The organism is Bacillus sp. FSL K6-0923 (assembly GCF_038630825.1).
Lineage (GTDB): Bacteria > Bacillota > Bacilli > Bacillales > Bacillaceae > Bacillus > Bacillus pumilus.
In genome coordinates this window covers 1,382,459-1,409,446 of sequence record NZ_CP152044.1, presented here as the reverse complement: position 1 = coordinate 1,409,446, position 26,988 = coordinate 1,382,459, and the positions used below count along the sequence as shown (strand labels likewise).

Sequence of the window (26,988 nt, the reverse complement as noted above, 5' to 3'; positions counted from 1 at the left end):
AAAATCGAGGTCTCCTCTATGATTCGCTCCATCTATCTATTGCTTTGATATGCGTACAATAAGTAAATTGAATCAAGCTGATTATTTACCTAAAAAAAGCACCTTCCTCTTCCAAGAAGGTGCTTACACCGCATCACTTTCAAGCATTTCTTTGACCACACCAACAAATGCTTGCACTTGTTTTAATTGAAAAGAAGCTTCATAGCCTAGCAGCCATGTGTCACGTCCGATTTGTTCTCCATTCACGTCAACAAGCGGTGTTTTATGAACACTTTTTTCGTGGTCGTATAAGGTGACCGAAGGCAAAATGGCGTAGCCGATGCCGTGGTAGGCCATCTGTTTACACGTCTCAATCTGGTCCACTAGAATCGTCTGCTTTGGAGACACTTTGAATTTTTGATGCCACCAGTGCTGGATTTCCTGATAATACGTGCTGTCGCTTTTAAATTGAATAAACGGGCGTTCTGTCTCGATTAACTCGTCCACGTCCTTGATAACAGAATCGACTAAATATAAATGATCTGTCATCAAATATTCCTTTGTTCCCTTCCAATCAGGGTTTCCGCGAATGATCCCAATGTGCACATGGTCCTCATATAAGCTTTTGAGCATTTCACTACTCCAGCCGGTCACAAGTGATACCTTCGCATTTGGGTACTTTTCGACATATCGCTTTAACACTTTCGGCAGCCAGTGCTGTCCAATAATGGAGGCCACTGCAAGCTTTAGTGTACCGTGAATTTCCCCTTCAAGTTCATCGATTCTCTCTCTCACTCGATCTTGCTCAACCGTCACCTCTTTTGCAAATTGAATGATCTGTTCACCTGCCGAAGTTACGGTGAGCCCTTTCTGAGAACGAAAAAAGATTTTGGTACCCCACTCTTTTTCGATCGTCTGCAATCTTTGGGATAAAGCAGGCTGAGAGACAAAGAGCCGCTCCGAAGCCTTTCTCATATTCAATTCTTCACTTAGCACAACAAGCATATGTAACTCTTGAAGCTGCATGGGCGTCCCCTTTCTCTCTATAAGTTTTTCTTATTCCATATAGTCATTATATAAATTATAGCTTATGAAGGCAAAAAAAATAAGCTGGGCTTCAGCTCATTTTTTCGCGGCATGAATCACTTCATTTAAGCGCTTTAATACAACACGTCGTGTAAATATTCCTTCAAAGACTTGCTCCTCATTTACGACACAAACAAATCCATTATTCGTTACAGCGTGAACGCCTTTTAGCACAGGATCCGTTGTTTTAAGCCTTGGGATATCAGTGAGCATAACTTCTTCTACCTTCAGTTGGTCCAGCTTTTCGAATTCAATTCGTTCTAAACCAAAGATCTTATCCATAATCATATTCGTTCCAATTAACCCATGCAGGTGATACGAAGGATCTAATACTGGAATGGCTGTATATCCTGTTTTTGTAAGGACCAATAGGGCATGCTCAAGATTATTTCCAATTTGAACATGTGCCACTTTATCTGCATCAATCATATGCTCAGCTACTGTGGACTCAAGCAATTGAGTTGGTTCTATCTCTATCATGTTTCTTCGACCCCTTTTCTCTCAATCATCAATCATACATTCCCCTTTACCATTAAGCATAAACTAAAACGAAATTTGTCGAAAGATTTTTTCTGCATAAAAAAGATACTCAGCTCCCGAGTATCTAATAGAATGTTCAATCAATATTAATTCTCAAACCTTACTCTGTCATACAATGTGATCAATTGCTTATACGTATTGTCATCGACATTTTTTGTTCCACATTCTATATCATTGATCTCACTGCTTAGTAATTCGACAGCATATTCCTGATTCAGCAATACGTTTAATAATAGCTTTTTCTCTTCTTCATTAAAACGATTTTCGATGACGCTCATCCAACATCAGGCCCCCTGTTTCATATATGCTTTTATATTGATTAGCAGGCTTTTGAATGTCTGCTTCCTCTCTATACAGCTAGAATAAGGAACTAGAATCGAATCGTCAACCGCACGTTTCGACAAGGTTTGGAGAAAAATGACGGAATTTATTTTGTGTATCGATTGGCATAGCAAAATGCTGCGTATGAGTCGGGTTTTATTTTAGCTTCAATTCCCATAGCTGTGATCATTCCGGTCATTTCCTGAATCAGCTCTTTTGTACTTCCTTTTTTGCCAATATCTAGATGAGCTTCAAAACGGAGGTCTGCCCCTTCCTCAGCAAAGGGAAGAAGCAAATCCATCAGTTCTGTTAAAGGCCCCTCAAGGATGTCTGCACATACCTTTTGGCTAAACGCTGTCTCTAATGAAATTTTTTCTCTAAGGCTTTGCACAGGCCTGCTGATCACTTGTTGCGTAAGACAGCCCCAAGCCCCTTTGCCAATCCGGTGGAGATGAATTGCAGTCATAAATCTTGTGACATTTTGATTGACCTGCGAGTCCGTACCAATTGATAACACATAGGCGGATCTAGGGTCTTTTCGAATAAAGTCTTTCATTCTCATGACGACATCAGAAAACGCTAAATGATCTTCAGAAAGATTGTAGTAAAAAGAATCACTCACAGAAAGGAACTCCTTTTTAATGGTCTCTTATCCGAATATTGCGCTGAATGATCATCTTCCTTTTGCTTATCACCTATGAAGTGTATGCTTCCGCAATCAACGAAGGAATTCTTAGAAAAAACATTTCATACGATTCAGCTTAGGATTGTAGAAGCTCAAAAATCTCAATCGAAATCATATCAATGTTGTCAAATGGGAAAGTATTTGGCTTATCCCCTTGTTGAAAAACAGTCAATTCAAACGTTTGATTCTTTTCGAAATACTTAACACTACAGATTTTCTCACCGTTCACTTCGAAATAACGCTGTGCCGGTTCGTTTGCAGCTTCTGCTGTCTCTTGAAGACTTTGCAGCCTTGTAATGATACCCATTAATTGTGACATTCTAAAAAAAGACTCCTTTCAAAAAAACAACTCAAGATGAACCCGTATTGATTATACACAAGTCCTACAAAGCATCATACCATAAAGTGTTCTCAGATGATATTTTTCCTCTTGAATTCAAAAAAAGAAAAAGAATCTGTTTTTTTAGTTTGAGTCTTTTTTCTGATCTCATGCACCATGTTTTTATAAACCCGCAGATCTCATCAGCCGTTTGGCAATTTCGTCAAAATCCTCTTTGGAAATGCCTGGGGCAAACTCTTCCGGTAATTCTCTATAATCTGGCACAGGTGCTCCTTGCGGGGTTCCCTCAATCACTGTGAGCGGTTTTCCATCAATCGGATGGCTGCCTTTCCAAATCTTATTGATATCCTTGTAATCCGTATCACTAAATGTGTACAGTTTTGTATGAATATTTTGTTCTTCAAATTTCCTTGCTGAATCAAAGTATTTGTTGTCGAGGTTTGGGATCGGGAGCATTTTCCCTACATCTACTCCTGTAGCTACCTCAAGCGCCTTTGCATATGCCACAACATGCACACCGCCTCGCACAAGTAAATAACCGATCATCTCTCTTGCTGTAGGATGATCTGTCATTTCATATACGCGCATTTTGTGCGTACGAGCCCCGCATTCAAGGAAGAAATTATGAAGGAGGTCAAGAATCAGGTTTCCGCTTGAGAACACATTCTCTCCGGTCCAAGGTTTTGCCATGGAATCAAACGGATAGCCTGTTTGAGCCGTTTGAATAAAATGCTGTGTATTTCGTTTATCGACAGCCGCTTTCATCGGTGTCGTATCTGGATCTCCGCCATGGGTGGTCCCTGTAATCATGAGATTCACTGCTGTTGTCACAAGTTCTACATGACCGAATTCTTCAGCCGTAATACTGGATACGAGGTCATAAAACGGTTTGAGTTTTCGTTTTCCTCTAAAGTTAAAGGATTGAAACATGTAATTATTTAATGTGGACATTTCACCGAATTTTCCGCCGAGTAATTCTTGCACAGCAGCAGCACCATTTGCATCTGGGTGATCTGGCCTTGGCAAATCAATCAGCAGCCGCTTGTCACGTTTGATCATGACGTTCCCTCCTACCGTCTAACTGTCATCACTTAAGATGTATGGAGTGATTGGGCTGTCCTATGCATGAGGCGAAGATGAAAAGCACAAAAAAAACTTGGCGGGGGTAGCGCCAAGTTTTTTGGATCTTGATCTGATAGAGGGGTTGGGGAACAGAGAGTAGCTTCTCTCTATAACTAAATGATAATGATTATCAGTTTCATTGTCAACCATTTTTTATTTCTTTTTTTCAATCAAAAAAAGCAGCCTAAAAGGCTGCTTTGATTGTTAATAAATGGCTAATATAATCTTCACTCTGTGCGTTTAAATTAATCCATCTTGCTCATATAAATAGGCATACGGAAGATCTATAAATAAATACATATCTCCCTCTAACGGGTAAGAAAACGTACGTATCCTCTCACCAGTTTCTAAATCGCTATATATATCACTGAAAAATCCTTTCCCGCTCATTCTCATTTGGAGAATATTCGCTAGGAAATAAGGACGCCAGCTCCAGTTTTTCTCAATATATTCAGGCTGAAACAGCCATTCTTTTTCTTTTTTAAACACATTTCCAGTGATTTGAAATCCCTCTTCATTACACATATATATCCGAAAGCTGCAATCCGTTAATTCTAATGCCAGCTTTTGGATGAGTTCATCATTTGTACTGCATGATTTTTTTAAGGTCGTGACAGCTTGGTGAATTCGTTTATAAAATGTTTCAGAATGTTCGTAGACAGTTTGTAGTTTCTTTTTCTCATGAGCAATAAATTGCTGGAATTCTTCTCTCAGCTGATCTTTTCGTTTATTACGGTCGATTAATTCCGCCGCCGGCTCGTGAAGATAGAATCCTTGAAAGTATCTGCCGCCATTTCTCCAAGCATATTGCAACTGAAAATTTGCTTCAATGTCTTCATAAATTAAAGCCGCCCCTATTTTTCTCGCAAGCAATGAAATGCTGTACAAGACATATTCATAGGAAGGTGAAGGAGCCGATGCCCTTAATGCGTGTAAATCTATTTTTAATAGATCGGGTGAGAGCAAGGCAATCCGGTCAAGATTGCTGCTTTCTTTTCCAATATTCGAGATGGCGATTTTAATACCATATGTACGAAAATACGTTAACGTATGGTAAAGCTGTTCAATATCGCCGCTAAACGTATGCTCTGTAAATTCGATAACAAACCGATTAAGCTGAATGCCCCTTGCTTCATATTGCTTCAAGAGTTCTAAAAAGCTTTCACCATGATCAAGCATCAGGATATTGGCATCATGATTAATAAAAATGAGCAAATCATCATCTGCTGTTGTGAAAAGATCAAGTGCTTGCGTCAGTACTTTATGATCTACTTCCACTTTATATTCGTCAGGAATAGATGAATCCGTAAAGAAGGAGCCTAGGCTAACTGTTTCAGACTCGAGCTTCATTCTTCCTAAAATCTCATAGCCTATCACTTTTTGCTCTTCCGCACTGAATATCGCTTGATAGTGCGGGAAAACATCTTCAATATTCGTTAAAATATCCAATGGATCGACCATTTTCATCACCTGCTTCTCTCTTTGTGTGATTATAACACATCAAAAGCAGGTCTTACATCGTCATTCAAAATGGGGATTGATTGAGCCATTGTCCCCCATCCATTGTGATACAATCTCCATTTATATAAGACGCTTGTTCAGATAATAAAAAGCTTGCAAGCGCTGCAATTTCCTCTGGTGTGCCCAGTCTGCCAAGAGGAACACTATCTAATGTTCTTTGCGCTGCCTCTTCCGATTCCCATAGTTTATCCGCACCGCCTGTTCTCTCAATTGGACCTGGCGCGATGGCATTGACGCGAATTCGATATTGCTTTCCCCATTCCACTGCAAGCGTTCGAGTGAGAGATAAAACACCTGCCTTTGCTGCCGCTGAATGCGCCACACCTACACCAGCACCCCATGCATAGGTCGCCACCATATTGACCATACTTCCGCTTTTCTTTTGACGAATCCAGTAATTGCCCACTGCATGACTGCAAAAAAATGTTCCATTTAATACAATATCAATGACAGCCTTCCAGCCGTTAGGAGAGAGTTTTTCTGCTGGAACTAAAAAGTTTCCTGCAGCATTGTTAATGAGAGCATCCACATCGCCAAATGTATCTACGGCAAACTTGACCATTTGATCAGCATCTTCTGGGTTTCGCACATCCATTTGGAAGTAAGCGATCGAGCCGCCATTTTGTTTTATTTCATTTGCCGCTTTTTCTAACGTTTCTTCTGTTCTTCCAGTAATCACAACATTCCAGCCTTCATGTGCCAAATGGACAGCCATCGCCTTCCCCATTCCGCTTGATCCTCCTGTGACAATCACTGTTTGTTTCGTCATTTGTTCTCCCCCTCTGTGGTTTTGAATGACTATTCATTCATTATTTTCTATCATATCATGATTGACCCTAGATGCACCATATGGGAGATTCTTTAAATATGATGCTATACTTAATTTTATTTATAAAGGAGTCTTATATGAAGCAACTTTCTCGGAGACAGTTTTTAAAAGGAGCAGCCGGCGCGAGCATTCTCGGTTTTTTAGCTACAACATGTGGGTACGGATATGCCAGATACATCGAACCACGCATGATCGATACCGTGTCAATGACCATTCGGGATGCTCAGCTTCCAGCTTCATTTGACCAGTTTAAAATCGCTCAATTTAGTGATGTTCATTTAAGTGATACATTTCCTGCGAAGGAATTAGAATCCGTCGTCCAGCAAATCAACGCTGAGTCTCCAGACCTCATTGTATTCACTGGGGATCTCGTTGATTTTCAAGCATCGATTGAAGAGCATGAAAAAGCGAAAGTCTATTTGACTAAGCTCCATGCCCCGTTTGGTAAGCTTGCGATATGCGGTAATCATGACTACGGACCATTTGGCATTGATCTTTATGAGAATACGATGAAAGCTTGCGGCTTTACAATATGTAAAAATGATGTGTTTCCATTAGAAAAAGAAGGGGCGCATATTCAGATTGCTACTATGGATGACTTGATGATGAGTGTGCCGGATTATGACCTAATGAAGCGGGAAGTATCATCTGATTTATTTACCTTGCTGCTCGTACATGAGCCTGATGCAGCATTGGAGCTGAATACAACCCCCATTAACTTGCAGCTTTCTGGACATACCCATGGCGGACAGGTGCAGCTTCCTTTCTATGGACCCATTCTCACAGCACCTTTCGGCCATACATATGTGGAAGGTTTATACGGAAGTTATCAGCACCGCATCTATGTCAACCGCGGCCTTGGGACAACAAGACTGCCGCTTCGATTCTTAGCCAAACCTGAATTAACCTTTTTCACCCTCTCTTCTCGCATTTAGACAGAAGCCAAACCGCTTCTTTTTGCATATAGATAATCAAAGATCTTTCTCATGACAAATGTTAGGAGAAACCTTCCTTAGCCTGATTCCGTCCATATATATATCAAGTGACGGGCATCATGGCTGCTTTTATTTGAGCAAAAGGAGTGTCCTTTGGTGCTGCGATATACGGTAAAACGCGGAGAAACGCTTTCTTCTATAGCGCTTGATTTTCGAACAACAACAGATGCCTTAAAGGCTGCAAACCCTTCACTTCAAGGTCAAGAACCGGTACAAAATGAGGTCATCATCATTCCTGGTCTGCCCGATCCTAATACGATCCCTTACCGCATCTCTGTTTCAATTTCTAGGAAACGTCTCGTCTTGTTTTCTGGATCAGAGCTGATTCGATCGTATCCGATTGCAACAGGAAGAATTTTAAATATGACGCCGACAGGTTCTTATTATATTGTGAACAGACAGCCAAACCCAGGAGGTCCCTTTGGCGCCTATTGGCTGAGCCTCTCGAAAGTTCATTACGGCATCCACGGTACGAATAACCCCTCTTCAATTGGTAAAGCTGTGTCTAGAGGATGCATTCGTATGTATAATCAGAATGTCATCGAACTTGCTTCACTCGTTCCAAATGGAACACCTGTGACCATTAGCCAGTAGGAGAAATCAATTGTATGAATGCTTAAAATTTTATATGATATAAAGTGGGATCTTCAGGTTAAGGAGCGTATTTATGGATATTTTTAAAAACAGAAATTTTGTTCGTCTCTTTTTTGCAGCACTTGCTTCGCAAATGGGGACAACAGTAGGCAATATGGCGTTTGCCTTTTATTTGCTCGATCATTTTAGTCATCAGCCCGCCTATGCCACATTAGCAGAGCTCATGTATTCACTTCCAACGATCTTTGTCTTTTTTATGGTCGGTGTCGTAGCAGATCGTTTTGATCGTAAAAAAGTCGCAGAGAATTGCGATTGGATACGAGCTGGGCTGACGATTGTTTTATTCATCGTTATTTATTTCAATTCACTTCCTCTTATTTTCTTGATCTTATTTATACGAAGTGCCATTACGAAGTTCTTCTATCCAGCTGAAGCCTCTCTCGTTCAGGCGATTTTAAATAAAGATCAATATGCAAAAGCCGCTGGTTTAAATCAAATGCTGTTTAGTTTATTCATGGTATTTGGTGTTGGAATCGGTGCGATTATGTATAAGACAATTGGACTTCACGGAGCCATTACCATTGATTTGATCAGTTTTATTGTGTCAGGCATCCTGATTCGTTCATGTAACATTCCAATTGAAGCACGTCAGCCAAATGGACAAGCAGGCTGGAGAGGTATGACCATTAAAACGTCTCTAAAAGATTTTAAAGAAGGCATTCTTTACATTATAAAAAATAAATTATTGGCTTCTTTAATTTTCGGCTTTTTTGTTTTTGGTCTAGTCAATGGCGCATTTGCTGTACTTCCGATGTTTACAATGAAATATGGTCTTTCACCGGATCATTTTGAACTGCATACATCCTTCTTTACAATCGCGATCGGTGCAGGCCTGCTTGTTGGCAGCTTAATGGGCTCTGTTCTCGCTAAGAAAGTAAAGATGCAATATCTCATGTCACTTCCAATTTTGGTTGCAGGCATTCTGATTTTTGTACTTGGTTCCACCCATACACTATGGTTGTTTTATGTCACATCATTTGTCATTGGTACATGCATTGGACCGGTCAACATTGTCATTGGCGGCTGGCTGCCGAGAATCGTCCACCCTCGTCTGATGGGACGTGTGTCAGGATGGGTTGATCCACTTACCATGTTTGCTCAATCCATGACATTAGGTTTGATTGCGGTACTATTTCCAAAACTCATTACAAACGTTTCTTATATTTATTACGGAATGGGCGTTATTATTTTACTCGTTTTCCTTTTTTACTTCTTTACACTGCCAAAGTTCAGCAGAGAAGCTGACGACTTAGACGTGCAGCGTGAACTTAAAGGTCAGGGAGCACAATAAATGAAGCGAAAAGGACTTTCTTCTATAGAAAGTCCTTTTTGTATGGCTCTGAAACACAACGGCGCTTATTTTTTTGTTCTTCGAAATGATTGGAAGCAAAATGAATGATTCTTTCAACTGCATAAATGCTAATAAATAGGATGAGAAATAGAAGCAAAGGATGAATCGGCTGGTCATCTATCACGTACACAATGCATCCAACGACAAATGCGACCAATAAAGGAGTTAAAATAGCTTTCAATCTTAACAGTCCTTTCTGTTCTCATAGAATTTGTTCTTCTTATTTAATAACATATTTTTCTTTTTATGACATAAAAGGAACGTGTATAAAATCGCAGTATTTTTAATTAAAAATCTTTACATCTTTGGGAATTTTATAGTAGTATAGTCAGGTTGGAGGTGAGAGGTATGCTAAAAAGTTATTATTTTATTCATACAAAAGATGATCAAGGTCAGTATGTTGTACATACAGAAGATTGTGCATTTTTAGGTGATGCTGCAAGCCGTAAATTGATTGGTCTGCACATGAGTGGCGAGAGCGCCATTGATGAAGCTAAAAAAATGACGAATGAAACTGATTTTAATGGTTGCTTCTATTGCGCTTATTCAAGTCATAAGAAATAGACCTTATGATGAAACCATATGTTCGACATGTTGTCTGGCATATGGTAAAGTCTCAAATGCAAAATGAATACAATTGAGAAACTACCCATTTATTTAAAATAGGTAGTTATCATGAACTAATAGTTCACTTCATATATATTTGACTCAGTCAATTATTCTGCGCTTCTTGCAATGAACGTCTCTTCTTCTTTGTCCATTAACACCAATGGCACCATCACAAGTTATGTGATGAATATACGACACCTTTAGCATATATAAATTTAAATACGCCGCATTCTTTCCACCTGAAGCAGATAGAAGAAAAATCAAATTGGATAGATGCTAGTGTCTTTGCTGACCTTTCTGCCATTTTTATCTTCACCCACGTTTTAGAACCTTCCTGAATGGCTATTGTACATAAGAGGGATAGGAATCCTATCACTTTTTACAATAAGTCTATTTGCAATTTACTAATAAAAACGTATAATTTATACTAAGCACAGAAAGACGAAAGACAAAGGAGAGAAAAAATGGACGATTATGCTCATACTAAAGACATAGAACCTACAGCAGAAAACATCGCAAAAGCCATTTATACTGTTAACCGCCATGCTAAAACCGCACCAAATCCCAAGTTTCTTTATCTTTTGAAAAAACGTGCGCTGCAAAAACTATTGCAAGAAGGTAAAGGAAGAAAAGTGGGCCTACATTTCTCTAACAATCCCAAATATAGTCAACAACAGTCCGACGTGCTGATTGAAATTGGAGATTATTATTTTCACCTGCCACCAACTAAAGAAGACTTCGAATTTTTGCCACACTTAGGAAATTTAAATCAATCATATCGCAATCCGAAAGCGAATATGTCATTAAACCGAGCAAAGCAGCTGCTTCAAACGTATGTCGGTTTAAAAGAAAAACCTACCGCCACAAAACAAAAATCACATTATACAAAGCCCGTCTTCAAACGACTCGGGGAAAGTTATTTTTAAACAAAAAACCACTCATGACGAGTGGTTTTTCCTTTAGATAATAAAGTGATCGACTTTTTCAATCAGCTGATGAATTTCTGGTTTACTAATTTGATCATCTGCACCGATTGTTTCCCCTTTATGGCGCAAATCTTCAGTAATTAACGAAGAGAAGATGAGAATCGGTATGGAACTCGTTAAAGGATTTTCCTTCAACAGTTTCGTTAATCGGTGACCATCCATTTTAGGCATTTCAATATCCGTAATAATCATATCAATTTCTTCTGTCACAGTAATTCCTTTGCTGACAAGGTCCATGACATGGTCATATGCCTGTTTCCCGTCTTCAAAGGTCACAATGTTTTTATAGCCTGCTTCGGTTAATTCATTTGTTAATAAACGCATGAGAAGCGGAGAGTCTTCAACGACATAAAGCTTCTTCCCTGTTCTTCTCTCGTCTTTCTCACCGTCAAACATATGATACGTTTCTACGCCAGAAGCGGATTCAATATCATAAATGATTTTCTCGTAATCTGGAAGGAAAATCATTTTCTCATCAAGCTTAATGATACCGGTTAAATGACGGTCCATCCCTTGATTGAGTGCAGTTGGCTTTTCAATCTCTTCCCAGCTGACGCGGTGAATTTGTGATACCGTTCCTGTATGGAACACAAATTTCCGTTGGTTGAATTCAGTCACAATATATTTCTCTTGTTCTGACTGATCTGACTCGACATTAAAAAAGGAAAATAGATTGATGACTGGTAAAATCTCGCCTCGTAAACTAATCATCCCTTCTACATCTTGGTGAGAGTGCGGTACTACCGTCACCTCAACCGGCTGAATGATTTCTCTTACTTTCATGACGTTAATGCCGAATTGATTTGAACCAATTTCAAACTTCACAATTTCCAATTCATTGGTACCAGAGTCAAGTAAAATTTCTTGTTTGTTTAAAGCCACGGAAATCCCTCTATTCTTCAATATAAGATTGTACTTTTTATATCGGCAGCATAGGTAAAAAGTTGACGTTTCTTTACGCTTTCTCTCGTACGAATTGATGAATCACGAGTCCTATCGCTGCAAGAATGAGTAAAGACCCTAGTGCAAGGCGACTTGCGAGATTTCCGTGCTCTGCAAACAGCAGAGTGACTGACCCATAAATAATGGGACCAATAATGGACGACACCTTCCCTGAGAATGCGAAGAGACCAAAAAACTGTCCTCTCTTTTCCTTCGGTGTCAGCTCGATAATCAATATTCGTGATGCTCCCCAGCTTGCACCGAGTGAAATTCCAAATAAACTGCCAGCCACCCAGAAGACCCATTCTGTTGCGGCTGTCACAGCCAGAATCAGAGCAACGATCAAAATCACATACACGACTGTAATTGAGCGCTTTGCCCCAATCGCTTTTGTGATATATCCAAATAAAAAGGAGCCAATGATACTTGAAATAGTCGACACAAGATAAAGGAGTATAAATTGCCCAGCGGTAAAGCCAATGATGATTTTGGCATACACAGCCATCATCGCAATCGCTGTCTGCAGGGCATCATTCATAAAAAAGAAAGCGATCATAAAGATAAAAGCCGGCTTGTAATGCTTCATCTCTTTAAACGTGCGAATAATTTCTTTATACCCGCTGAAAAATGACGCCTTTTTCTCTTGTTGCGGCAGTGGATGAGGGTCTTTTACAAAAAAGAGAAATGGCAGGAAAAAGAGAAAGAATAAAAGTGCTGTCGGAATAAATGCTTCATGAAATTGGTCATTGCCAATAAGTAAATAAACTGAGAGACCGACGAGTGTCCCTAAATAACCAACGGCAATGCCAAATCCAGAAATAAGCGGTATTTCATCCTTTGTCCCAAGATCGGGCAGGATGGTGTCATAAAACACTAGGCTCGAGTGATAGAAGAATTTTGCGATCACAAATAAGGTGACCACGACTAATAAAGAGACAGGCAGCCCAAACCATTCGCTTGAGATATCAATTCCAGCAATGATCCCCATCAAAAACGTACAAACTATACATATGAGAGTAAACACTGTGATGTAGCGCTTCTTTTTTCCTGTACGATCGATCAGGACTCCGTATAATGGTGTGAAAATGACAAGAAAAAAACTGGCTAATGCATTTGCATAAGATATAAATGTACTAGCGATCTGATCCATTCTTGCACTGTCTCCGATCGTTTCCTGCAAGTAGAACGGGAAGAAAATGGTGATCATATTCGATGAAAATATCGTATTTGCAAAGTCATACAATGCCCAGGCCAAAATGGGTGCTGTCAAAAACAGCCCGAAGCCTGCCCCTTTTTTCTGCATGGTCTTTTTCCCTGTTTTCAATCGTTTGTCTCCCTTCCCTGCCTAATTTTCCACTATCTTTCTATTTTATGTCATACGTCCCTCTTCCATACAAGCAATCTATAGAAAAAGCACCTCTTACGATTGGGCAGAGGTGCTTTTTTTCATTATTTCTTCACAACAATGGTACTTGCAATTAAATCGTGAAGTGCTTGTTTTTTCTCTGTGAAAAAGGCAATGATGTAGCCAATGTATAAGATTGGAGACAAAAAGCCTTTTGCAAAAAAGCGGCCTGTTGCTCGGCCGAATGTCACTTTTTCACCCGTTACTCTTGTTACTTTAATCCCAAGAGCCATCTTACCAAGCGTTCCTTGCAGTTTTGATGATTCCATGATGGCGTAATAAAGCCATGTCACCACGATACCGACCAAGATCGCTCCTATGTAGAAAAAGATAAGTCCCATAATCACTGCCCAGTCCTCATCGGTCATAACAGTTGTTGAATAGTAATAGCTGTCGTCATCCATCATCATTGCTGCCTCAGGACTTGAGACAAAAAAGAGTGTTGCCAAAATAAACATGACAAAAGAATATGGTACGCCGATGATAATACCATCTAAAAGATGTGCAAGAAAACGATAGCCTACGCCTGCTAGTTCAGGATGCTTCTTTTCTAGAATGTGTGGTTCTGTTATGTTTGTTTCCATCCTATTTCTCCTTTATTATGTATGTTTTCTATAAATTTCTTATAATCATTCGTTATTATATCTTATGAATATCGCAAGATCAATGTAACTTTACACTTTTACATATATTTTAGATCAGGTCATCCTCAATGATTTATGTGAATAAATACTGAAAATTTGTGAAAATCATGGCACTTTTAGTTCTTTTACCTCCTGATTTTTTAACATTTTGTGATATTTTCGTCTTGTTTCCATTCTGCTGTTGACAATCATTCTTCACATGGTACAATAGTCAAGGATTTTTTAAAGAAAGGTGTTCATGATGGGAACTGTCGTACTATTAAAGAACAATGAAATGACTGTGGTTGAAGATATTTGCGAAGCCGATTTTTTAGACATGAAGCATGATTTGTCAAATGATGACGCAGCTTATATCTCTTGGTATGAAGATTACGATACTGCTTATGGATATTGATTTCATTTCATAGATGAAGCGTAAAAAAAGGCGATACAACCTAAGTTGGTTGATCGCCTTTTTTACATTTGCGTGCTTCTTTCACTTTCAGGTTCTACATGAATAAAGATTTGTGCATGCGGAAATTCTTGCTGAATCTTCTCTTCAATTCGATCACATAATTGATGAACATCTTCAATCGTTGTCTTGCCATCTACAATCAAATGGAAATCAATATATTCCTCTGCACCGGATCGTCTTGTTCGAAAGTCATGATATTCGATGAACTCCTGACTGAATCCTTGAATGATTGCTTCGATCGATTGTTCTTCCTCGGGCGTTAGCCGGGCATCTACAAGCGGCGGGAAAGCCTCTTTCATGAGTTTAAATGCTTCGCGCATAATAAAAAGAGCAAGTATCATTCCAATGATCGGATCTAGGAAATACCAGTCAGTTAATGCGACAAGCAATAAACTGACTGCCACCCCTAATGACGTATACACATCTGTTAACAGATGCAATGCATTCGATTTCATGGCGACAGAATGGACCCTTTCCGCCTCTTTGTTCACAACCTTCGATACGATAAAATTGATGATCGCGCCTATTAGCATGACCACAATGCCAAGTACAGGCAGCTTGACTGGCTCTGGATGCATTAATTTGTGAACACATTCGTAGATGATCCAAATGCCTGCAACAAAAATCAACAGAGTTTCAATCGTTCCAGAAATATTTTCGACTTTTCCATGTCCATAAGGATGTTTCGAATCTGCTGGCTTTCTTGAAATACGAACAGAGATAAATGCAATAAATGATGCCATTAAATCGAGAAAAGAATGAATAGCTTCTGATAACACCGCAACAGATCCAGTGAGCAGACCTACAATGATTTTTAAGATGACAACAAATGTGTTGCTCATCACGGATAGAAACGCTATTTTCGATGTCTTCGCTGATTGTTCCATTTATCGTCCTCCTTTAGGAGATCGTATGTCTATGAAAGCACTTCCCATGACTTGATTCTCTCGTTCTTTCAGTTTACACAGTTTTGCTGCTTTCTAATCATGTTCATCGCAGCCTGTATTTTCTCGTGAGGTTACGCTATAATAAATGTTGCTCTTTCTTCAATATATCACTCATGCTGTGATGAATAGGAGAATAGACTACAGATAATGATATCCAGTGCCTTTCGCAGGTGACATTTATGCAGTGAATGGTAAAATAGGATAAAAACATAAATTTTTAAGGTGATGAGAAATGGAGCATTTGCTGAATCCAAGAGTAAAGGATATTGAAATTTCAGGCATTCGAACATTTTCAAATCTCGTATCGTCATATGAGGATGTCGTTTCTTTGACGATAGGCCAGCCCGATTTTTATACGCCGCATCATGTCAAGACAGCTGCCAAAGCAGCCATTGATGAGAATTTCACCTCGTACACACATAATGCTGGTTTTCTAGAGCTAAGGCAAGCGATCCAGCATTACATCAAGAAGAAAGTCAATCTTGATTATGAAGCTGAGTCAGAGATCATTGTGACGACAGGTGCAAGTCAAGCGATTGATGCTGCGTTTCGAACCATTTTGTCAGAGGGTGACGAAGTGATTTTACCTGGACCTGTCTACCCTGGCTATGAACCGATCATTCGAATGTGTGGCGGAAAGCCCGTACATATCGACACAACGAATGCTGGCTTTAAATTAAATGCCAAGCTGATTGAGGATGCATTAACGGAAAAGACAAAGTGTGTTGTGCTTCCGTATCCTTCGAACCCAACTGGTGTCACGCTTTCAGAAGAAGAATTGAAAGAGATTGCCCAGCTACTTGAAGGAAAAGACATCTTTATTTTATCCGATGAGATCTATAGCGAGCTGACATTTGACCGGCCGCATCATTCAATCGCTTCTTTCTTAAAGGAACAGACCATTGTGATTAACGGACTGTCTAAGTCTCATAGCATGACTGGTTGGAGAATTGGCTTTTTATTTGCTTCAGCTCCAATTGCTAAACATGTATTAAAAGTACATCAATATAACGTGTCTTGTGCCTCGGCTGTCTCACAAAAGGCGGCACTTGAAGCTGTGACAAATGGTGTGGATGATGCACTCATCATGAGAGAGCAATATAAGAAAAGGCTCGATTATGTATACGATCGGCTCATTTCTATGGGGCTTCCGGTCATTAAGCCTTCTGGCGCTTTTTATATTTTTCCATCCATTGAATCGTTTGGGATGAGTTCCTTTGATTTTTGTATGGAGCTGTTAGAAAGCACAAGACTTGCTGTCGTACCAGGGTCTGCTTTCTCTCCACTCGGCGAGGGGTATGTGCGTCTATCCTATGCTTATTCACTTGAAACACTGAAAGAAGGACTTGACCGCCTAGAACAATTCGTTCTTGAAAAACGTTCCATTCATTTAACAGACTGAAACAACGGCTCTCCTGCCGTTGTTTTATTTTGCAGGAAACATGATGTGAAATACGGTGCCCTTTTCGGGATGACTATCTACACGGATCGTCCCGTTGTGATTTTCTAAAATATTAAATGTGACCATAAGGCCAAGTCCAGTCCCTTTTTCCTTTGTCGTTAAAAAGGGCTCTCCTATTCGCTTCATGACCGATTCAGGAATACCGACCCCTTCATCACGAATGGTGACATGGATTCCATCTCTTTCTGCTTTGGCCGTAATGTCAACCTTCCCTCCGTCCGGCATGGATTCTACGGCATTTTTGATTAAATTGATAAACACCTGCTTGAGCTGATTTTGATCCCCGTTCATCAGGAGGCCCTCTTCTATCTCACTTGTGTTCATTAAAATGCCATTTAAGTTCGCTTGTGTTTCTAATAAAGCCGTGACTTCGCTGATGATTTTTTTCAAATCTAGTGTCTGCATCGATGCCGTTTGCTGCGGTTTTGCCAGCATGAGCAGCTCGCTTAAAATAATTTCTATCCGGCTCAGCTCAGAGAAAACAATCTCGAAATATTGATCCCGATCTTTTGTTTTCGGTTTAATGAGCTGCAAAAAGCCTTTGATGGCAGTCAATGGGTTCCTGATTTCATGTGCAATGCCAGCAGCTAATTGACCTGCGATCGATAATTTTTCAGATCGGAGCATGAGCTCTTCTGTCTGCTTACGTTCGGATATATCTCTTAAAATAATTTGAACGGCTGTTTCTCCAAAAAATGTAGTTGGGATACACACCATTTCTGTATAGATCAGCTTGTGCTTAAATGTATGACAGCTCATCGTGACAATTTCAGAATCTGATACTCTTTTAATAATACGTGATATGCTCTTTTTCACTTTTGGCTGGTCACAGGAATGGATTTGATGGAAAATATCTTTCCCTATTAATTTATCGTAATGCTCAGCTTCAAATAATTTAATGCCTGATTCATTCATAAACACCCATTTGTGATCGTGAATGACCGCAATCGTATCAATGGAGTTTTGGATGAGCAGCTGATACCGCTCCCGGCTTTTTTGCAGAACGGTTTGGAATTTCTTACGGGATGAGATGTCTACTAACAGCAAAAGCTCTGCCCGCTGATTTTGATAGATCGTTGGTGATGACTTCACTTCGATATGAATGCTGCTCCCATCTTTCCGCTTCCATATCTGTTCAATCATTCCGACTGGAAGACCTTGCTGCAGCCTCGTAATTCGGCTTCTCACAATGTCATGGTACTCCTCAGCAATAAAGTCAAATGCAGTTTTGCCGATCATGTCATCTCTTGTACTGACCCCCATTAATTGAAGCATCGCATCATTCGCATAAACAATTTCCCCTAAAATCGTAATACATAACGGATTTGGCAGCATGGCAATCAATTGTTCAGCTTCACTGACATGTTGGAAAGCCGGCAGACTGCCTAACGACTGTTCTGACACTTCTGATGTTGTTTGAAATACTGTTTTTTGCGGTTCAGCGTCCAGCACCCTCATTTTTAGGATCATTTCTCTACTTAATTCACTGTCTAACTCATCACAATCAACAAAATCAATACTAGCTTCAATCCATACAGCTGTTAGGTCACTTCTCAGCAGCCTAAAGTGGCAAATCTCCAGCATGTGCTGATTGTAGAAATAACTCTCGACGAGAAATTGATCTTCGGTATGAACAAAGTCTTTCAAAAAACACCCTAGTAAATCCTTTTGTTCATAGAGCAAAAGCTGCTTACAGTTAGAAGAAATGTAGAGAAAGCGGCCATTAGAAGAAAGAACGGCATGTAAATCGATATTCGAATAAAGCTGATTCGAATCTTTCATTTTTTGTTCCATCGTCGTCCGACCCTCCTTTTCATTTTTTAGGGTTGTCCTTAGATTGATGTATAAAAAAGATTCGCTAGAAAACCCGTATTTTCCTTCCGTCATCGAGGGAAACGTCCATATTTTCAGCAAAAAAGAGCACATTCTCTTGCTGTGCTCTCTGCTGTTTACTGCTTTTCGTATTTCTTTTGTAATTCAACGTACTTATCAACAATTTTACTTGGGATGGTTTTAATGACAGAATCTTTATCTGAGACGTAAGGCGTCACGACACTAAAAGCCACTTTTGGATTGGACGATGGATAATATCCCCCAAAGGTTAAATTGTACGTGGCATTCCCCCACCAGCTGCGGTTGGCACCATAGTAGAAGGTTTGGGCTGTGCCTGTTTTTCCTGCGACATCATGCTGACCAAAGCGGCCTGCGGCAGTACCGCCGGTCGATGTGACCATTTTCAGTCCCATTTTGACACGGTCAATATCTGCTTTCGAGTTGTTAATCGTGTTCAATACCTTCGGCTCATATTTTTTCACGACTGGACCTACTTCATCCTTCTTCGTTGGAAGATGAACGCTTTTCACCACTCTTGGCTGAACGCGATTTCCACCATTAGCGATCGTTGACATATACTGGGCAACTTGAAGCGGTGTATACGTGTCATACTGGCCAATTGCTTCATCGAGCAAAAGTCCGCCGACCGTCTTCGGATGTGTCTGCATCCCGCTTGATTCCTGCGGCAAATCGATCCCTGTTTTCACGCCAAGACCGAATTGCGCATAGTAGTTTCTCATTTTTTGCAGGTGCTCAGGTCTTGCTGGTAACGGCCCATTCTGTTGATAGGTAATACCTGCCATTCTCATCGCCACATGAAACATATAGACGTTCGAACTTTTTTGGAGTGCTCGCAGATCGTTGACCCACCCCAGATTGTTGTAAGACTTCTTGGGCTTTCCACTTCCTGCAAAATAGAGCGGTGTATCCATATAAGATTGGTTGTGCGACATTCCGTCCTGATAACCGCCAAGTACTGTGGCTCCTTTGACTACAGAGCCCATTTCGTACTGGGTCGTAAATGTTCCGATGGCATAATCAGTGACGTCTCTGCCGTCCATTTTCTTTCCAGACATCGCAAGAACATCCCCAGTGTTCGGGTCCATCATCACGACAAATGCGCGGTCCATCATATAGTTTCTCGCACTAGCGGATCTAAGCTCTGATTCGACGATCTTGTCGACTTCCTTTTGCAGCTCCATATCAAATGTCAGTGCAAGGTCAAGTCCTCTTCGTCCCTCTGTCCGCTTGATTTCATCGAGCAGCTTCCCGCCAACCTGAGTATATTGAACGGTCGCTTTCTCCGGGTTCAGAAAATCCTCGTATTGATACTCTAAATAGCTCTTCCCTACTCGGTCATTACGTGAGTAGCCTCTTGCCATATAGTAATCTTCACGCTCTTTTATAATCCCCTGCTCTGGTGTAGTCACACCGCCAAGTACATTATAAAGGGTCTTCTCATACGGATATTTTCTTGTCCAATCGTTGATGACATTCACGCCAGGCAGTTCATCAAGATGTTCTGACACAAGTGAAATCTCTTCATAGGTCAAACTCACAGATGATGTCTGCTTTGACTCTTTTGTTTCATCGAGTAAAGCAACTTTTTCGTCCCCTTTTTTCTCTTCATTTGGGTCCATTGCTTTCACGATTTGAGGCTCAAAGGCATATCCGCCTGTAAATCTACGATAGATCGCTGCAACTGCTTTTTCCTCTGCATTTTTTTCGATCGCCTTGACCTCTTCCTTAGGCACACGCTCTACTTGAAGCGGATAGACATCTTTTGCTTTAAGTTTTTTTTGCTCTGCTTTTGAAATGAGCTTATCCGCTTCTTTCGGATGGCTTGCCAGCCAAAAATCTCGAATGTCACGCTCTCTCAAAAAATCAGTATCCATTTTTATATAAGTCGCAAGTTTTCTTGCTACTTTAATCTTATCCTTCGCTTTCACACCGCTTTCTGATGTATAAACGATGGCAGGTACACTTTCGTTATCAACGACGACTCTTCCTCTCGCGTCATACATTTTTCCTCTTGGGGACGGGTATGATGCTGTTTTGACCTCTGTTCGGTTTGCTTGCTTTTTATAATCCTCACCATTGACGATCTGCAGCACACCAAGCTTGATCACAAGTACAGCAAATAAACTAAAGACAGCGAAGAAAAAGAGATTAATCCTCCAGGCGTTCCGGCGCTTGAATTTTTTCTGTTCGGCACCACCTTGATGCTGTTTCTCTCCCACTTATGTAGCTCCTCTCATCCTTTCAATCTTTTACAATTACCACTCATTATTGTAACACTTTTGTAATAGTTGTTACAGCGAAACAAGTGAAAAAAAGCTGTCAATCCCTATTATGAAAAAAAATATACTAACACTTTAAAATATTGGTATGTTTATGTCGTTTTCATTAAATGGAAGAATCCCCTATCCATTGATATGAGGCGGATTTTTTTATGACTTTAACAAAAATGACAAAAAGGTCTTGTCAATGGAGGATGCTGGTACGTTTATAACAAAAAGTCCATGTTATGATTTTCTGTGAGAAAACAAAACAAAGATTTTAGGAGGAGTTACAATATGAAGAAGAAATCATTCTTTTTTTCAGCGCTAACGGCTGCTGCACTCATCACGTTCACTGGGGGACATTCAGCTGATGCGAAGGAGCTTAACCTGAAACAAGTGATACAAGTACAGCATCAAACTATTGACCTTCATACATTAGCTGCAAAATTACATATCTCTTCAGATGTAAACAAGCTAAGCAAGTCGAATCAAAAAGAGATCGAAGCTCTTTTAAACAAGCTAATCAAAAGCGGTCAACCTGTTACTGGCACAAAAGTGGTGAAAGAAGTAAACAAAGCAAAAAATGAACAAAAACAAGAATCAGTGAAAAAACCTACTGCTTCTAAACCAAGTACGCCAGCAAAACAAAACACAAACAACAATAACAATACAAAAGCTGACCAAAAAGACACAACAGCAGCAAAAGCAGACAGCAGCTTGAATGCATTTGAAAAAGAAGTCGTTGAGCTTACAAACAAAGAGCGTGCAAAGCAAGGATTAAAAGCACTTTCTGTTGATTCAAAGCTAAGCAAATCTGCTCGCGCAAAATCTCAAGATATGAAAGATAAAAACTACTTCTCTCATACAAGCCCGACTTACGGATCTCCATTTGATCAAATGAAGCAATTCGGGATCACTTACAAATCAGCAGGTGAAAACATTGCCCAAGGTCAAAGATCTCCTCAAGAAGTGGTGACTGCTTGGATGAACAGTGAAGGTCACAGAGCCAATATCTTAAACAAAAACTATACACATATCGGTGTTGGTTATGTGAAATCTGGCAACTACTGGACGCAGCAATTCATCGGAAAATAAGATCAAAAAACCTGTCCCCTATATGGGACAGGCTTTTTTATTTCACCCATAATTTATATATACTCTGTGTGCCGCTGTTTTCTTCTCCCTGCTCACTCAGCTTTTCATATAGTGACTTTGCAAGTGAGAGTCCTGGCATTTCTTCTCCCATCAGCTCTGCTTCTTCAAGTGCTATGCCCATATCTTTAATAAAATGCTTCACGTAGAACCCTGGCTCGAAATCACCTTTCAGCATTCTTGGTGCAAGGTTTGACAAGGACCAGCTTCCTGCCGCGCCTGTTGTTATACTTTTGAGCACGTGCTCTGGATCAAGTCCTGATTTTTCGGCATAGGCCATAGCCTCTGCGACACCTACCATACCTGCTGCAATCGCAATTTGGTTACACATTTTGGTATGCTGGCCGCTTCCTGCAGGTCCTTGATATTGAATGTTTTCACCCATTTTCTCAAATAAGGGCAGACACGCTTCATAGGCTGATTTTTCTCCGCCAATCATGATCGCAAGCGTTCCATTTTTTGCGCCTACGTCTCCGCCAGAAACTGGTGCATCTAAGGCAAACAGCCCTTTTTCTTTCGCTTTCACTTCAATATCTTTTGCCAGCTGAGGCTTCGATGTAGTCATATCAATTAGATAAGTACCAGGCGTAGCATGTGCCACAAGCCCCTCTTCCCCTAAATAGATTTCTTCTACATCTGATGGATATCCTACCATTGTGATGACAGCATCTGCATGTTGTGCAATTTCCTTCACTGCCGGCTTCCATGATGCGCCTTTTTGAATGAGTGCATCTGCTTTTGCTTTTGTTCTTGTATAAACGAGAACTTCATAACCTGCATCCATTAAATGTTCTGCCATACTGCGTCCCATTACACCAATTCCAATAAAACCAACTGTTTTGATTGTCATCACTTATTCCTCCTCAAAGAGACTTTGTCAATCCACCATCAATGATAAGTGTTTGACCTGTCATGTATGTACTTGCTTCAGATAAAAGAAAAGCTGCATATGCTGCAAACTCCTCTGGCTGTCCATAACGGCCAAGCGGAATCGCATGTTCAGCCTGTGCTTTGATTTCTTCAACCGTTTGGTGCTCTGCCTGCGCGCGGTGCTTGTCCAGCTGTTTGACTCGGTCTGTTTCAATTTTTCCTGGGGCTAACGTATTAATCAAAATCCCATCCTTGGCAAGCTCCTGAGCGGCTGTTTTTGTCCAGCCCACAATAGCCGGTCTAAAAGTATTTGACAGCATCAAGCCTGGGATCGGTTCTTTTACTGACATAGACGCAATGTTTAACACGCGTGCACCGCGTTTTTTCAAATAAGGCAAGGCCTCTTTTAATAATCGAATATAGCTGAGTAAATGAAGCTGAAATGATTCCATCCAGTCTTCATCTGTTAAGGTTTCAAGCGTCCCTGTTTTAGGCCCGCCTGTATTGTTCACAAGAATGTCTAGATACTTCTCATCACCAGCTGCCGCTTGAACTAGCGCCTTGATTTGCTGCGCATCAGACACATCACATACTTGATAAGTCAGCTTTCCTTTTACAAGCGGAGATAATTCTTTCACCGTTTCTTTCAGCGTGTGCTCATGCCTTCCTGAAAGCATGACATCTGCTCCCTCTTTTGCTAGAGCAAAGGCAATGGCTTTTCCAATACCTTGACTGCTTGCAGCAACCAATGCTTTTTTTCCAGATAAATTGACATTCATGTCAACACCTCCTCTGCTTTATTTTATCATACAAAAAGAACCTTGCTCACGTCGCAAGGTTCCTTTCTGCTTGATTACACCTTAAATCTGTCAACCGCCTGACGTAACGCCTGGCTTGATTCGTTCAGCATTTCAGTCGAAGTTTTCGTTCTTTCTAACGCTTGAACTTGTTCATCTGTAGACGCATGTACTTCCTCAGCTGAAGCCGCAGATTCTTCAGAAATTGCAGCAATGCTTTGAATGGAGTCACTCATCTTCTGCTGTTCTTCTGTCATTTCATTGATCTGTGTATGAATGCTGTCGATTGATCCGACAAGTGCCTGCATTTCCATGGTGATGCTGCTGAGTGCCTCGCCTGTTGCATTAATGGCGTCACCTTGTTCCTCATTCATCTTACTTGCTACTGTCATCGCTTCAGCCGCCTTCTTCGATTCATCTTGAATGAGTTTAACGGTTTCACTAATGTGTTTTGTTGATTCCGCAGATTGTTCAGCAAGTTTTCTGACTTCTTCTGCAACAACAGCAAAGCCTCGTCCGCTTTCTCCAGCTCTCGCTGCTTCAATGCTTGCATTCAGTGCAAGTAAATTCGTTTGATCCGAGATTTGAGAAATGGCTGTCACTACATTTTCAATATTTTTTGTTTTATGCTCCAGGTCTAGCAGCATTTGCTCTACCTTTTTCGATTCTTCGCTCGCTTTTGTTGATTTTTGGACGAGCACCCCAAGTGCATCTAGCCCTTTATAGCTTGCGTCTTCTGATGATTTTGAGTTGGTTTGCATTTGTGAGGCAAGCTCGCCCATATGGCGCACTTTCTCATACAAATGCTCTGATTTCTCATTAATCGTTTCTGCATCTGAAGCCTGCTTAGTCGCCCCTGTTGCCACCTCTTGAATGGCCGTTGCAATCTGCTCGCTCGACAGCAGGGTTTCATTTGAAATTTGGGTCACTTCATCCGTTGATGTCACAACTTGATCTGAAGCCCCTTTCACTTTTTCAATTAACTCTCTGATTCCCTCGGTCATTTGATTAAAGCTCTTTGTGAGGAAACCAATCTCATCTTGAGATTTTGTTTCAAGTGAGCTGGTTAAATCACCTTCAGATACCTTACGCACATGCTCGATCAGACGCTTGATTGGCGTTGTAATGCTTTTTGCTAATAAGAAACTGAGAATGATCGCAATAATAATGGCAATCACTGAAATAATGATGCTTGTCTGATTCATTTGTTCTGTGATCCAAAGCAGTTTCTTTTTCTCAAAGCTGACACCTATTGTCCAGTCTGCTTCTTTGATTTTAGAAATAACCGTCAGTTCTTTTTTATCATCAATACCGGAATTGTCGACCGCTTTTTTTACAGAAGCGACTTTTGATATGTTTTTTCCTTGCTCAGTTGGATGTGCCAAAATCGTTCCTTTGCCATCAACTAAGAAAGCAGTTCCCATATAAGGAATCTTTTGTTCCTTAATATACGATTGAATGGAAGACAGCTTCAAATCAAGTCCTGCGACTCCAATAACTTTTCCATTTCGCACAATTGCCTTGGTGGCTGAGACAACCATTTCATTCGTTGCTTTATCAATGTACGGATCTGTCCAGATGACTTCATCAGGCTTTTCAGCAGAATTGATAAACCAATCTCTCTTTGTTGGATCATATCCTTCACCAAAATCAGATTCTGGGAAGGCAAACATTTTGGCGTCACTTGTTCCTATATAGACAAGTGAAATCAGTTCATCCTGCTCCTGCAAGCCTTTTAGTTCATCGTTTTCAAAGGCTAATGTTTGTTTTGTTTGCTTTTGAGCAAAATCTTCTGTCAGTGTACTTGTTGCCAGTTTGTTAATTGTATCCCCGTAATTATCAAGCTTTTGAGCAATAATATCTCTCATGCTTTCTGCTGTTGCTACTGTGGTCGTTTTTGCATCCCGTTCAATGAGTGGTGTTAATACTATGTTGGAACCCACTTGAACTGCCACAACGGTTAAAATTAAAATAACTGAGATGAAAACAGCTATTCTCACCTGAAGTTTCTTAAACATCTCATCACCCCTACATCCTACTTTCGTATCTTATTTTGTATATCGGCAAAATTGGTACCGCATTCAATAGTTGTGAGAAAATTTAAATAGAAAAAACAAGCCATAAAGGCTTGCTTCAAGTAAAATATTCAATTTTTGCATTCGGAAAGTACTGATCGATATATGATTCTAACGTCTGTCTTAGTTCTTGTTCCTCATCTTTTTGATAGATATATTTTCCAATTCCATATCTCCCCCACTTGTAACGTCTTTTTTCTTCATCTAATTCTAATTTTGATTTCGGATAATTTTTTTGGATCACACGCTTCGCTGGTTTTGTAAAACGATGCTGGATCATCTCAAAGGTGATATCGTGCCTCACATCTTCAGGTAGAGCTGCATCGAGCTTTTCAAAAAGAACTTTATATCCTTCCTGCCAGCCTTCGTGAATGTAGATTGGGGCAATAATAAAGCCAAGGGGATAACCTGCTTTCGCAACCTTGACAGCCGCTTCAATCCGCTGATCTAACGGTGATGTACCGGGTTCGAAATATTTAATGACATAATCCGCATTGATGCTAAAGCGGAATCTTGTCCGGCCATTATGCTTTGCATCAAGTAAATGATCGACATGATGAAATTTGGTCACAAAGCGAAGCTTACCAAGATCAGTCTGGCCGAAGTATTCAATTGCTGTCTTTAGTGTATGTGTCAGATGGTCAATTCCTACAATATCTGACGTACAAGAAGCTTCAAATCTCGTGATTTCTGGCGCACGTTCGTTCATGTACTGCTCCGCCTGATCTAATATTTCTTCAACATTCACATATGTTCGAATGTATGGCTTACTTCCCATCGTCGTTTGCAGGTAGCAATAATGACAATGTCCCATACAGCCTGTCGCAAAAGGGATCGCATACTCCGCAGATGGTTTAGACGTATCGAACTTCAATGTTTTCCTCACACCAATGACAAGCGTTGATTTCGCATTACGATACTTTTGCAAGTCATTTTTACCCGGAATATTTCTTACTTGGTTATGTGAAGTCGTTTCCCTTATTTCAATCCCCATACCCTCGAACTTTTCCTTCAGCTCTCGTCCTAACGGGTACTCTAACGCCCGTGGTTCAATGTACACAAGCTGGGGCACAAAAGGTTTGATCATATTTAGCACATCCTTACCCT

Annotated in this window: 27 protein-coding genes; 8 read left to right on the top strand and 19 right to left on the bottom strand. The window is 40.4% G+C overall.

The features are described 5' to 3' along the window. Positions 1-123: 123 nt before the first annotated feature. The 8 genes from MHI16_RS07080 to fadH form a co-directional block, all read right to left on the bottom strand. Positions 124-1,005, bottom strand: coding sequence for a LysR family transcriptional regulator (locus MHI16_RS07080; protein WP_003211236.1), 882 nt, complete (start codon positions 1,003-1,005; stop codon positions 124-126). Between the two features lie 96 nt (positions 1,006-1,101). Beyond that, the gene (gene cbpB, locus MHI16_RS07075; protein WP_003210874.1) at positions 1,102-1,545 is read right to left on the bottom strand and encodes a cyclic-di-AMP-binding protein CbpB; all 444 of its coding nucleotides are present in this window, start codon (positions 1,543-1,545) and stop codon (positions 1,102-1,104) included. Positions 1,546-1,691: 146 nt separating this feature from the next. Further along, positions 1,692-1,883: an antirepressor AbbA gene (gene abbA / locus MHI16_RS07070; RefSeq protein WP_003210802.1), complete on the bottom strand. Its 192-nt coding sequence runs from the start codon at positions 1,881-1,883 to the stop codon at positions 1,692-1,694. Between the two features lie 149 nt (positions 1,884-2,032). Then, complete coding sequence (locus MHI16_RS07065; RefSeq protein ID WP_058014116.1) at positions 2,033-2,548, bottom strand: ribonuclease H-like YkuK family protein; 516 nt, start codon at positions 2,546-2,548, stop codon at positions 2,033-2,035. Between the two features lie 139 nt (positions 2,549-2,687). Beyond that, complete coding sequence (locus MHI16_RS07060) at positions 2,688-2,930, bottom strand: DUF1797 family protein (protein ID WP_003212254.1); 243 nt, start codon at positions 2,928-2,930, stop codon at positions 2,688-2,690. Positions 2,931-3,113: 183 nt separating this feature from the next. Further along, entirely contained in the window at positions 3,114-4,010 is an 897-nt protein-coding gene (locus MHI16_RS07055; protein WP_058014117.1) for a manganese catalase family protein, read from the bottom strand. A 303-nt stretch (positions 4,011-4,313) separates the two neighbouring features. Further along, positions 4,314-5,534 (bottom strand): EAL-associated domain-containing protein, encoded by a 1,221-nt coding sequence (locus MHI16_RS07050; protein WP_058014488.1) that lies wholly within the window; start codon positions 5,532-5,534, stop codon positions 4,314-4,316. 64 nt (positions 5,535-5,598) lie between these two features. Continuing rightward, positions 5,599-6,363 carry a 2,4-dienoyl-CoA reductase gene (gene fadH / locus MHI16_RS07045; RefSeq protein ID WP_058014118.1) on the bottom strand — a complete coding sequence of 255 codons (765 nt, stop codon included), beginning with the start codon at positions 6,361-6,363 and terminating at the stop codon, positions 5,599-5,601. A 137-nt stretch (positions 6,364-6,500) separates the two neighbouring features. Between fadH and MHI16_RS07040 the strand changes: the two genes are divergently transcribed. The 3 genes from MHI16_RS07040 (at position 6,501) to MHI16_RS07030 (ending at position 9,363) form a co-directional block, all read left to right on the top strand. Next, a complete protein-coding gene (locus tag MHI16_RS07040) occupies positions 6,501-7,358 on the top strand; it encodes a metallophosphoesterase (RefSeq protein ID WP_058014119.1) in 858 nt (285 codons plus the stop codon). A gap of 156 nt (positions 7,359-7,514) precedes the next feature. Further along, positions 7,515-8,012: a L,D-transpeptidase family protein gene (locus MHI16_RS07035; RefSeq protein WP_058014120.1), complete on the top strand. Its 498-nt coding sequence runs from the start codon at positions 7,515-7,517 to the stop codon at positions 8,010-8,012. Between the two features lie 73 nt (positions 8,013-8,085). After that, entirely contained in the window at positions 8,086-9,363 is a 1,278-nt protein-coding gene (locus tag MHI16_RS07030; protein WP_058014121.1) for an MFS transporter, read from the top strand. Positions 9,364-9,385: 22 nt separating this feature from the next. On the opposite strand, the gene MHI16_RS07025 is transcribed toward MHI16_RS07030, so the two are convergent. Further along, entirely contained in the window at positions 9,386-9,604 is a 219-nt protein-coding gene (locus tag MHI16_RS07025; RefSeq protein WP_058014122.1) for a hypothetical protein, read from the bottom strand. A 167-nt stretch (positions 9,605-9,771) separates the two neighbouring features. Here MHI16_RS07025 and MHI16_RS07020 point away from each other — a divergent pair, with 167 nt between their 5' ends. Next, on the top strand, positions 9,772-9,987 hold the full coding sequence (locus MHI16_RS07020) for a hypothetical protein (RefSeq protein ID WP_012009775.1): 216 nt from the start codon (positions 9,772-9,774) through the stop codon (positions 9,985-9,987). A 509-nt stretch (positions 9,988-10,496) separates the two neighbouring features. After that, entirely contained in the window at positions 10,497-10,958 is a 462-nt protein-coding gene (locus MHI16_RS07015) for a YkyB family protein (RefSeq protein WP_012009774.1), read from the top strand. 33 nt (positions 10,959-10,991) lie between these two features. Here the strand turns inward: MHI16_RS07015 and MHI16_RS07010 are convergent, their stop codons facing one another. The 3 genes from MHI16_RS07010 to MHI16_RS07000 form a co-directional block, all read right to left on the bottom strand. Further along, positions 10,992-11,900 (bottom strand): chemotaxis protein, encoded by a 909-nt coding sequence (locus tag MHI16_RS07010; protein ID WP_012009773.1) that lies wholly within the window; start codon positions 11,898-11,900, stop codon positions 10,992-10,994. Positions 11,901-11,973: 73 nt separating this feature from the next. Then, positions 11,974-13,284 (bottom strand): MFS transporter, encoded by a 1,311-nt coding sequence (locus MHI16_RS07005; RefSeq protein ID WP_058014123.1) that lies wholly within the window; start codon positions 13,282-13,284, stop codon positions 11,974-11,976. 125 nt (positions 13,285-13,409) lie between these two features. Beyond that, positions 13,410-13,949 (bottom strand): RDD family protein, encoded by a 540-nt coding sequence (locus MHI16_RS07000; protein ID WP_058014124.1) that lies wholly within the window; start codon positions 13,947-13,949, stop codon positions 13,410-13,412. 301 nt (positions 13,950-14,250) lie between these two features. Here MHI16_RS07000 and MHI16_RS06995 point away from each other — a divergent pair, with 301 nt between their 5' ends. After that, on the top strand, positions 14,251-14,403 hold the full coding sequence (locus MHI16_RS06995; protein WP_200964039.1) for a hypothetical protein: 153 nt from the start codon (positions 14,251-14,253) through the stop codon (positions 14,401-14,403). 62 nt (positions 14,404-14,465) lie between these two features. On the opposite strand, the gene MHI16_RS06990 is transcribed toward MHI16_RS06995, so the two are convergent. Further along, entirely contained in the window at positions 14,466-15,350 is an 885-nt protein-coding gene (locus MHI16_RS06990) for a cation diffusion facilitator family transporter (protein WP_058014125.1), read from the bottom strand. A 292-nt stretch (positions 15,351-15,642) separates the two neighbouring features. Between MHI16_RS06990 and MHI16_RS06985 the strand changes: the two genes are divergently transcribed. Further along, positions 15,643-16,812: an aminotransferase A gene (locus MHI16_RS06985; protein ID WP_058014126.1), complete on the top strand. Its 1,170-nt coding sequence runs from the start codon at positions 15,643-15,645 to the stop codon at positions 16,810-16,812. 24 nt (positions 16,813-16,836) lie between these two features. Here MHI16_RS06985 and MHI16_RS06980 read toward each other — a convergent pair whose 3' ends face one another. Together MHI16_RS06980 and MHI16_RS06975 are read right to left on the bottom strand one after the other, a co-directional pair. Beyond that, the gene (locus MHI16_RS06980; RefSeq protein WP_058014127.1) at positions 16,837-18,666 is read right to left on the bottom strand and encodes a PAS domain-containing sensor histidine kinase; all 1,830 of its coding nucleotides are present in this window, start codon (positions 18,664-18,666) and stop codon (positions 16,837-16,839) included. A 155-nt stretch (positions 18,667-18,821) separates the two neighbouring features. Then, on the bottom strand, positions 18,822-20,945 hold the full coding sequence (locus tag MHI16_RS06975; RefSeq protein ID WP_058014128.1) for a penicillin-binding protein 2: 2,124 nt from the start codon (positions 20,943-20,945) through the stop codon (positions 18,822-18,824). A 336-nt stretch (positions 20,946-21,281) separates the two neighbouring features. On the opposite strand from MHI16_RS06975, the gene MHI16_RS06970 reads away from it, so the two are divergent. Next, positions 21,282-22,082, top strand: coding sequence for a CAP domain-containing protein (locus MHI16_RS06970; RefSeq protein ID WP_058014129.1), 801 nt, complete (start codon positions 21,282-21,284; stop codon positions 22,080-22,082). Between the two features lie 37 nt (positions 22,083-22,119). On the opposite strand, the gene MHI16_RS06965 is transcribed toward MHI16_RS06970, so the two are convergent. The 4 genes from MHI16_RS06965 to splB form a co-directional block, all read right to left on the bottom strand. Then, positions 22,120-22,989 (bottom strand): NAD(P)-dependent oxidoreductase, encoded by an 870-nt coding sequence (locus MHI16_RS06965; RefSeq protein ID WP_058014130.1) that lies wholly within the window; start codon positions 22,987-22,989, stop codon positions 22,120-22,122. Positions 22,990-23,002: 13 nt separating this feature from the next. After that, positions 23,003-23,788 (bottom strand): SDR family oxidoreductase, encoded by a 786-nt coding sequence (locus MHI16_RS06960; RefSeq protein WP_058014131.1) that lies wholly within the window; start codon positions 23,786-23,788, stop codon positions 23,003-23,005. Positions 23,789-23,862: 74 nt separating this feature from the next. Then, on the bottom strand, positions 23,863-25,824 hold the full coding sequence (locus tag MHI16_RS06955; RefSeq protein ID WP_058014132.1) for a methyl-accepting chemotaxis protein: 1,962 nt from the start codon (positions 25,822-25,824) through the stop codon (positions 23,863-23,865). Between the two features lie 115 nt (positions 25,825-25,939). Next, on the bottom strand, positions 25,940-26,968 hold the full coding sequence (splB, locus tag MHI16_RS06950; RefSeq protein WP_058014133.1) for a spore photoproduct lyase: 1,029 nt from the start codon (positions 26,966-26,968) through the stop codon (positions 25,940-25,942). Between the last annotated feature and the right edge of the window lie 20 nt (positions 26,969-26,988).